7 protein-coding genes are annotated in these 9836 nt (G+C 33.5%); 2 read left to right on the forward strand and 5 right to left on the reverse strand.

The window, feature by feature from the left end; translation table 11 throughout:
- The first annotated feature begins 201 nt into the window (after positions 1–201).
- The gene (locus Q8S45_RS10455) at positions 202–615 is read left to right on the forward strand and encodes a hypothetical protein (protein ID WP_305604456.1); all 414 of its coding nucleotides are present in this window, start codon (positions 202–204) and stop codon (positions 613–615) included.
- A 23-nt stretch (positions 616–638) separates the two neighbouring features.
- Here Q8S45_RS10455 and Q8S45_RS10460 read toward each other — a convergent pair whose 3' ends face one another.
- Complete coding sequence (locus Q8S45_RS10460) at positions 639–1214, reverse strand: hypothetical protein (protein ID WP_305604458.1); 576 nt, start codon at positions 1212–1214, stop codon at positions 639–641.
- 252 nt (positions 1215–1466) lie between these two features.
- Complete coding sequence (locus Q8S45_RS10465; RefSeq protein WP_305604460.1) at positions 1467–2021, reverse strand: hypothetical protein; 555 nt, start codon at positions 2019–2021, stop codon at positions 1467–1469.
- A 293-nt stretch (positions 2022–2314) separates the two neighbouring features.
- Between Q8S45_RS10465 and Q8S45_RS10470 the strand changes: the two genes are divergently transcribed.
- Entirely contained in the window at positions 2315–6589 is a 4275-nt protein-coding gene (locus tag Q8S45_RS10470) for an LCCL domain-containing protein (protein WP_305604461.1), read from the forward strand.
- 806 nt (positions 6590–7395) lie between these two features.
- Here the strand turns inward: Q8S45_RS10470 and Q8S45_RS10475 are convergent.
- The 3 genes from Q8S45_RS10475 to Q8S45_RS10485 are packed head-to-tail and all read right to left on the reverse strand — an operon-like array spanning position 7396 to position 8926.
- Positions 7396–8382, reverse strand: coding sequence for a type II toxin-antitoxin system HipA family toxin (locus Q8S45_RS10475; RefSeq protein ID WP_305604463.1), 987 nt, complete (start codon positions 8380–8382; stop codon positions 7396–7398).
- The gene (locus tag Q8S45_RS10480) at positions 8379–8711 is read right to left on the reverse strand and encodes a HipA N-terminal domain-containing protein (protein ID WP_305604464.1); all 333 of its coding nucleotides are present in this window, start codon (positions 8709–8711) and stop codon (positions 8379–8381) included. Before Q8S45_RS10480 ends, Q8S45_RS10475 begins: the two co-directional genes overlap by 4 nt.
- 5 nt (positions 8712–8716) lie before the next feature.
- Positions 8717–8926, reverse strand: coding sequence for a helix-turn-helix domain-containing protein (locus Q8S45_RS10485; RefSeq protein ID WP_305604466.1), 210 nt, complete (start codon positions 8924–8926; stop codon positions 8717–8719).
- Between the last annotated feature and the right edge of the window lie 910 nt (positions 8927–9836).

The raw sequence follows: 9836 nt of genomic DNA on the forward strand, positions 1-9836 counted from the left end.
TAGAAATACTGTGGCGAAGAATAAAATATCAATGGCTAGATTTCGATGCTTATAAATGCTTTAAAAACCTCAAAGAACAATTAAATTTAGTGCTGAATAATTTTGACATTAAATACGACATTAAATTTTAACCATTACTTAAATACACAATAAAGCGCGAATTTTTGATAAATTTGAAACTCATCATAACACTCATTTAAAATGTCGAAATTTAAAAATTTGCCTTGGGGAAAATGGCTCATTTTAAGCATCGGTATTATTTTTACCGTTTATGGTATTTTTTTGTTGACGTTAACGTTTTTTGGAACCGATATTGAAGCCAAAGTTACTAGTTATAGAAGAGAATACGGTGAACGAAATGAAATGTTCCGAAACCAATATACTTATTTATATGGCTATGAATTTTATATTGATAGCGTGAAATATTCTGGAACAGGTCAAAATATTAGTGACTCTGTTTACTTAAAAAACGACGGAAATTCATTTATGCACGTAAAGTATTTAAGTTGTTGCCCCTATATTAACAGTGATTTTGAGGGTAGTAAAACAACAATTAATCTTATTATTTCTTTAGTTGTTGGAATTGGCTTGGTATTGGTTTCAAGAAAAATGTGAACATACTCTTTTTTAAATTTTCGTTATTTAAGTAGCGGACATTTACATCGAAAACAAAAATCATCATTGATGTCGTTGAGCGTTGCACAAGCATTGCAGAAGATAATTGTATCATTTGATTTATTTCTCTTTTCATAAGAATTTAAACCTTTATGATGCCTCACTCTATCACCTATTTGATAATAATTATATATAGTATCATCATCTTCAGCAATTAGATGATAAATGTTTCCATGGTCACGGAGTATGGTAACAGTAAATTCTTCATAGTGTCTCCAAGAATTATCATTTTGAGATTTTTTACGTTTATTTTTAATATTCTTTTCAATAATGCTTCCGTCCCAAGTAGTGCTTTTTTTTCTGCCCATTATTTGAAAAAAAGCAATTAAAATAAACATCCCTCCAATTGTTAAACCAATATATAAGGCTTCTGGATTATCCATTTCATAACTAGTTTCTCCATATATATAAAAACTAATAATAACAATAACAGCCAATATGGTTGAAAATAAGGCTGACCATTTATAAGTATCTTTAATATATTTATTAAAAGCTGGATGATTTATCTTAGTTGAATACGTTTTTAAATTTTGGTTCATAATTTCTAATTTTATTTAGACTATACTAACCCGTTTGGGTGCAATTAATTTTTAACGATGATTTTTCGTCACTTCGATTTTCGATAGAAAATTGTATCGAGAACAGAAAAATGATAGTTAAAAACGGTTCTCGATACATTTTTTGTTTCGTTTTACTGCACAAAAAAAACTCGAACAGACGTTTTTAATAATTGCACCCAACGCGTTATACTAATAAATTGTTATTCAATAATTGCCTTTCAGGATATTTAATTATCCAACACCACCTATTATCTTGGCACTTTTCCCATTAACTCTTAGTTTAAACCAAAATTCAAATTGCCCAAATTCTTTGGTAGATATAATTCCATTGAATTGATAAAAAGAATATTTAAAATCTTTATCATAACTAAAGGTTAAAATTTTCATTTCAATAATTGATGCCATAATTATTTGAATTTCTTTCAGGTATTCGATCTTATCTGGAGCCCTTAAATTAAGAATTTCAAAAACATATTGTTCTTTATTTACTCCATAAGAAATCTGTTCTTTATAATTTTTAACATCACAAAACTTTATAAAAGTATTCCAATCATGTTGTTCAATAGTAGTAATTATGGAATCTAGTATTGGTATAATCTCAGGCGATTTTAACCTTAAAGAATCTAATGGAATTGCACTATGATTAACATAATAATCAGGTTCAGAAGAATTTTTAAAGATACCATCCTTTTCATGTTTGATTTTGAAAACGTCTTTTTTGGATTGTTTATCACATGAGAGAATCAACAAAAATAATAAAACTAAAAGTGAAACTTTATGATTCATGCTTTAGCATTTGATATGCTTAAAATTAATATTAAATGAGTAAAATTCCAATCTATTATTGAATAATTTAACTCAAAGTAAATTTTCACTAAATATCTGGTATTAAATATTTTATTTCCTTTTTTATTCTAAATTTATTAATTATTTTTAAGAGTTAAATCGAATAAAGTCCATAAATTGAATTATCAGAACTTTGGGTATAAAATTTATTCAAAAATATTCACTTAGTTTAATAAAAGGAGTCTTCTGAAAATCCTTTAAGGAGAGTAGGATTAATTTTAAAAGTTACTATTATGAAAAAAGGAAAGGTTATCTGCGTTTTCTTCTTACTATTATTTTTAAGTAATGGTATTTACGCTCAAATTCTAAACGATCTCGTTAATTTAGTGCCTTATCGAACCAATAAAGGTTTAACCTATTCAGTAAATGTAACAGGAACAAATCAGGGTTCTGTTTGGGGAGGTTCAAACGGAATTTATACCGATGATTCAACAATAGGAAAAGCAGCAGTTCATGCAGGGTTGTTAAAGGTTGGAGAAGTTGGAGTTCTAAAAGTCACAATTCTCGCAGGTCAACCATCCTATACAGGTAGCGCAAAAAATGGCATTTCAACACATAGCTTCGGTTCGTTTGGCGGAAGTTTTAGATTTGAAAACGTTGTTGTTAGAGCAGAAGAAACAAATTCGTCGGAGGTACTGAATAGTCCTGTAAATTTAGCAACATATCGCAAAAACCAAGGGACAACCTATTCAATAAAAGTAACCGGAACAAATCAAGGTTCTGTGTGGGGAGGTTCAAACGGAATTTATACCGATGATTCAACAATAGGAAAAGCAGCAGTTCATGCAGGGTTGTTAAAAGAAGGAGAAGTTGGAGTTCTAAAAGTCACAATTCTCGCAGGTCAATCATCCTTTACAGGCAGCACAAAAAACGGCATTTCAACACAGAGCTTCGGTTCGTTTGGTGGAAGTTTTAGATTTGATTCACAAGCTAAAATTGACGACAATCAAAATCCATCGCAACCAACTAAAACAGCTAATGCTTTATCAGTTCTTAATAAAATAGCTAACACCATTCAAAATCCAACTCAACCACGTGTTGAAACCACAAAACCTGAAAACAAAAATAAAAGTGAGAACAGCAATAATGCTCAGGTCTCTAAAAAAACTGATACAAACAACAAGCAAAACAACAGTAAGGTAGAAACTGAGTCGCAGACCAAAAAACCTACAACTGTTACACAAACCATCAATTTAGAGGCTATGACAGATATTCCTCCATCAAAACCTCTCCCTTTTTTAGATATCACAACGCTTTCTAAAACAGAATGGGACGGCGCAGTTTCGGCTGCTATGGAAGGGATGAGGCTAGTTTATGGGCCAATGACCGATGTTGACAACAAACAATTTGAAAAATCGTGGGCACCTTTGCGGCAAACACCATTTAAAGAAGCGGTTGACTACCTCAACAAATTCAATCCGCTTTTGGGCGAATTTTTAACCTACCGTACCTCAATTACACAAACCAGTATTTTAATGGAACAGGCGGTTCAAAATGCCGGTTATGCAGCCGAATACGACGATCCACAGAGCAGTTTGGCCTATTTCGATTTGGCTAAGAAATACCAAATCCTGCTGATTTCTAGGCAGAAAAGGCTTCAGCAAATCACTAAGGATTTAATTGCATTAGGCAACCCGCCCGATGGGGCTCAAATGATGGCTGAACAACAAAGAAAGTATAAACAGGAGAAAGATTATCTGAAAAGTTTAACGAATAAGAACATAAAAAATGAATTTGAGCGAGCGGGTTGTTGGGCAGGTTATGAGCACCTTCAAGGAGGAGGAGGAAATATAATTTTATACGATCCTATATTTTCATATATCTACAAAGTTGTTTTAGAAAATGGCAAGGAAACGTATTACTCATTAAAAATATGTAGCAATTGTAAAAGATTTAATGGTAATTATTCTGCCAATGTTATAGAACATCTTCATATTGGAGAAATTATTGTTAATCTTGAGAGCAATAAATTTGTAAAGCCTTTCGCAATCACTGGAAACTCATTATCTGACGGCAAAAATCATAGTGTTCTTATGCAGTTTGAATACCCAAATATTCCTCATTTTCAAGAAACATCAAACGAGAACTTTAATCAACAAATCAAAAACGATAAAATGAATCGATCTTCAAATAATGATAATTCACATCCCTGGTGGCAATTGGAATTAGAAAAAAAAATAGAAATAAATTCGCTTGCCAATGCATTTTATAATACTGCACTAAAATGGACAGAAAATGGGAAATGGCAACAATTTAAACATACTATTAGTGTACCTGATGAACTCGTGATAGAATTTTCAAACGAAATGATGTCAGATGGTGTTGGTAAAATAACCCAAACCCAATCAAAACCAAACATTTCAGCCACAAAAACCCAAACCGAAACAATAACAGATAACTCAAATTCAGGAGAAAACCATTTGCATATTTTTGATGATAAAAAGCCTGAAGACCGCAGGAAAATAGATGCCGAAGCTATTGAATTTCACAACACCAATTTGGCCATCATTCAGAAAAACATGGCCCGCGACCAACAAGATTTGGCAAATGAAAAAGACCCACAACGCCGTAAAGATTATGAGATGCGTATATTGGGTGCACAAGCCAATATTCAGGCTGAAAATGATCGAATTGCAACCATTCAAACCGGTGTAATTGTATTTAATCGCTCACCTTGGGACGATTATGCCAAAAGTAATTTTATTCAGAATATATCCGAGAATCAGCAAAAGATGGAAAATATAAGTCGTGGAGTTCGTAAAGCCTACGAACAGGCTGATCGTTTACCGGATGAAGAAGCCCGAAAAGTTAGGGAAATCATCAACACTAAATACAACGGGAAAATTATGGCAAATCTGGATGAAAAAGCTGCTAAAGCTATCATCGAAGAAGCCAATTCGGTAGGTAAAAAATATTATCAAGGAAAAATTGATGTGGCGTTGGCAAATAACAAAGACGCTTTAGCTGAGGCGGCATGGGCAGATGCCTGCCTGCAAACGGCCGAAATTGTAAAAACCACAGCCGACTATTCTATGATGGGCTTGTCTATGTTTGGGGGTCAATACGTTAATAATGCTTATCAGGGAATTACTGGTTATATTGACGGTGGTCCGAAAGAAGCTTTTTTACGTGTTGCCGGTTCATATAACACAATAACTGGAGTTGCTGTTGATGGTTTCCGAGGATTCGAAGATGCCGTTAACAAAGGTGGTGATTTTGTGGATGGTTTTATGGGCGCAGGTTGGGAAGCTGCAAAAGGGTTGATTACCGAAAAAGCTATGGCGTTTGGAGTAGGTAAAATTTCAGGAAGTTTTAACCGCCCAAATGGAGATTTGCCACACATTGATGGACCATCTAAAACTGGGCAGTCTGCTGGTAACCCATCGGCTATCCCGCGAAAAGTACCACGTGTTGGTGAGCCAGATTTTAACCGCCCTCTAACCGCTCAGGAAATAGCAATCAACCGTGAACAAATTGCCGATGGAAGAATTAAAGTGAATTCCTATAAAAACACCTTTGAGAAATTGGAAACGGCCAGAAAAGCGGGTGCCCCACCGAGCGAAATAAAAAAAATACTGATTGAATTAGACGACCGATCTGCAAAAATACATAGTTCGCCACAAGCCAAAATGATGATGAAAACCATGCAAAAGCAACCAAAAAATCTTGATATGATAAAGAGATACAGCAACTCTATGGATAGGATTCATCAAAAGGTTGAAAAAAGGTATCAGGCAGAAATGCAGAAAAATGGTTGGAGTCCAGAAGAACTTCAAGCAATTCGCAATAAACCAGACCCAGCCGATTTACAACGTGCCCAAGAGATGAAAGCCCGAGGAGAAACTGTTCAGCCAGAAGCCTTACTTGGAAGCAAAACCGTAAACATGGATTACGATGCTGGCCGGAATCCTAAAATTGGTGCTGACGGAAAACCTGTTCCGCCAATGAAAAACGGAAAGCCTGTTCCAGTGGAAGCCTGGCATAAAGAAGCTCAGGATGCATGGGATAGAGCATATGAAGCTGAAACAGGTCAAAATGCAGAGAAATCTTGGGAAAATATTACCCATGGAAAGATCCCTGATGCGTATGCCGACCTGAATGTTTTGCAAAAAAACGGAATTCTGCAAGCAAACAAACAGTGGGCAGGTCAAACAGCTGATGTAACCTATTACAAAGCCGAACATTTGAGAGGTACTCCTGAATTTCAACGGGTAGAAAAGTATGTAGAAATTGCCCGGGGAACTTCCAAAGACTATCGCACGAAAATGGAGCCGCTGTTTAACCAGAAAAGGCCACAGGCCGGAACACCTTCATTTGAAGCATGGCAAAAGCACAAAAATTACTGGGATAAAGTAAACGGTGTACTTAATGATATGGGAAGTGGGAAAAAAGACCCAATGACTGCTGACCGTGAAATTCGACAATTATCTGGAGGAAAAAGTGTGCTTGAAGTTACTTTTGATATGCGTAATTTTATGGAATCACTACTGTTATTAGGAAATAATTAATACTAACGCGTTGGGTGCAATTAATTTTTAACGATGATTTTTCGTCACTTCGAGTGATTTTCGATAGAAAATTGTATCGAGAACAGAAAAATGATAGTTAAAAACGGTTCTCGATACATTTTTTATTTCGTTTTACTGCACAAAAAACACTCGAACAGACGTTTTTAATAATTGCACCCAACGGGTTAATACTAGTAGTTGATTATGTATCTCTTCTAAATAGCTGTGTAAGATTTGAAAAGCTTGGGATAATTTCCCGAGCTTTTTTCTTTTAAACAACCCTTTTTTTTAACTATTTGAAAAATTTAGCCTATTGATTATGCAACCTCCCTAGTTACCCCTGATGTCTTTGCTATTTTTCAATATCTGTAATGTTTTGGAAAATAATAAAACAAAAAAACCTCTACATTTCTGTAAAGGCTTTATCAAAAGTAGCTCCCCTTCTTGATTAAAGTTGCAGCTGGAATTCAATAATTCAATATGCAATTATAATAAAATCAATGGGTTAATTTTTTTAGTTTCTTGAAAATCATACTTATCAATTTCGTTTTAATATTTGTTCTTTTAATTTGTCTTAAACTTTTCGTAAAATTACAGGAAGACAAATGAAACGATTGAATATGTTTAATTTAAAGAAATCCTATTATCATTCTTAAAAACCACCATAAGAAATTATCTAAATCAGTCCACTTTTTGTTGAAGACTTACAATTTTATTTCGAAAAATTTACTATGAAATGTAACAACTGCCTTGTCCGCAAAATACAAGGCTTCCCTTGTGAAAAGAGTTAGGGGCAGAATACGAAATTATTGCTTATTCATTTTTTTCAATCGCGTAAGGTAAGATTGCCAATAATTACCTTTGGTTCTATCATTAAGGAAGGATGCTGCAATAAGTTCTTCCACCTTTTTTGACCTTATTGTTATTGTGTTGAAAAGGTCTGTAAACTGTTTATCACTCAAACCTGCTAGGCCAGCTAGGATTGTAAATTGCTGACTAATTTTACCTTGCGCTAAGTTCCTTGGTAACAAACCATCTTCTAAAGCAAAGTCACTATCATCAATATGTATACGGCTATTAAGTAAGTCATATGCCGGACTCAAGCGGAAATCTCCAAAAGGGGTTTCTACAAGAGAAAAATTCTTGAAATGGGCATCGCCATTTGAAAATAGGTAGTTAAATAGCAACACTTTGAGTAGCTTGGGGGCTTCTATTTTATAAGCAGGTAGGTATGTTTTCATAAGCTCAAAAAGCTCTAAATAATTACCTGAATATTTATAATGCTCTCCATGTGTTTGTGGTGTTCTTCCTGCTAAAGATGCAAAATCTTCCTGGGCCCATTTGCTTCCATCATCCTTTACATCAAATCGTTTTGTAATGTAGGCTGGATCTCCATTCTTAAAAAAAATCAAAGCATTTTCTGCGGTTTCAATACTAAATACTTGACGTGCTATTTGCATTGTCAAGTGTTCGTTAGCTGGCATTTGATTGACTTTACCACCAGCACTTGGAATTGGTTTTAAAATGTAAATTCCCCGTTCGCCTTCATTAATTAGCCGAAGCTTGTTTTTTTCAAGAATTACAGAAAACTTCTCTTGAACACCTGATATAGAGATTTGCTTTCTGTTTTGGTCAAATAAGTCACTGGTTTCTTGATGGGTTGATGGTGATTCATAAGGTAATATATGGTTTACCTTTTTTCCATTAAACACTCTATTTAAACAAGTTCTGCTGTATGTTTTATATCCTTCAGCTAAGGTGCCTGGACAGTATTTAATCTCTGGAAAACTCATAATTCTTGTTCTGTTTTAATTACCCGAATGGCTCCTATGCTGTCTGTTTTAGCAGTAATCATAAGTAACCCAAAATAATCATCTGTATCAATACGCATGAACTTACATGCCATCTGCTTGTTAGATCCTTCTGGCAACATATTGTAAAAAAACGGAAAAAGATATTGTGATTTGTATTCTTGTTGTGTTTTTGGCAAGGTTAAACCAATGCTTTGCTTCCCAATATCCGCAACCCAGTTATCATTATAACGAAATGTAAAGCTTCCATCATCATGCTGTGTTATAACACCTGCTTCCTCCTCTTTATATAGAATTGCTGCTGATCTCATTTACTTTATTGTATTTTCTTCACTTGTAAACATACTTCCATCCCTAATACATCTGTCAATTTGTGTAAAGTTTGTAATGTTGGGTTTCCTTTACCACTTTCTAGCTGTTTTAAAGTTCGTAGTCCAACCCCAGAAAGCTCCGCTAAAGTTTCTTGAGTTACCTGCATCATTTCTCTACGCTCTTTGATGGTATGAATAATTTCGTTAAAATGCATTATACGGCTCTTTTTCACACAAATATATAATAATTTTTTAATAACTCAACGAAAAGAGCAATTTAATGCACTAATTAGTGTGTTTATCTACTTTTAACTAATAAGCATATCGAAATGTGCATTATATAGCACTATTAAAAGTTACAAACTATATGCCAATGCACCTATTACCCTGTAAATCGGCAGTAAAAAGAGGACTGATTAGTCATTTTCTTTGAGAATGTTTTCAAAATATTTAAATTTGAATCATCTTAATAAAACAGGAATTTCAACCAAAACCTTGCGCATAAAAAAAGGTCCAAGAAAAATATCTTAAATCCTTTAATATATTCTTAAAAACAAAAAATCCTCTACATTTCTGTAAAGGCTTTATCAAAAATAGCTCCCCTTCTTGATTAAAGCTACAGCTGGAAGTCAATAATTCAATACACAATTATAAGAAAATTAAGGAGTTAACTTTTAATATTATCTTAAAAAGACATACAATTGCTTGTAAGGCTTTACCCCACTATTACGCAAAGTTGGAATCAACCTTCCGTATTTTTACGATTTAAAGATATAATTATAAATAATTGTATTCGTATTTGATTAAAAGATTTCAATATATCAATAAGTAAATTGATAGACTTCCATGAACTTTTATTTCAATCAACAGCACTTTTTAATAATTCATTTATCTTATTCATTTATAAAATAGCCCGTTCGTTGAATTTATTTGGAAAACAATTATTTCATTATTCTATTTGTGGTTAAATTCTTACTTATTTTTCTTATATAAAGTCTAATATGTAATTACAAATTATTTTTTATTATCTTTGTGTTATGAGTAGAGTAGCACTAAAGATAGAAAACTATAGTTCTGAAGAACTGAAGGCGTTATTGCGCAAAGACGAGAAATTTCAACAAGGGG

The sequence above is a fragment of the Lutibacter sp. genome, assembly GCF_030692605.1.
Lineage (GTDB): Bacteria > Bacteroidota > Bacteroidia > Flavobacteriales > Flavobacteriaceae > Lutibacter.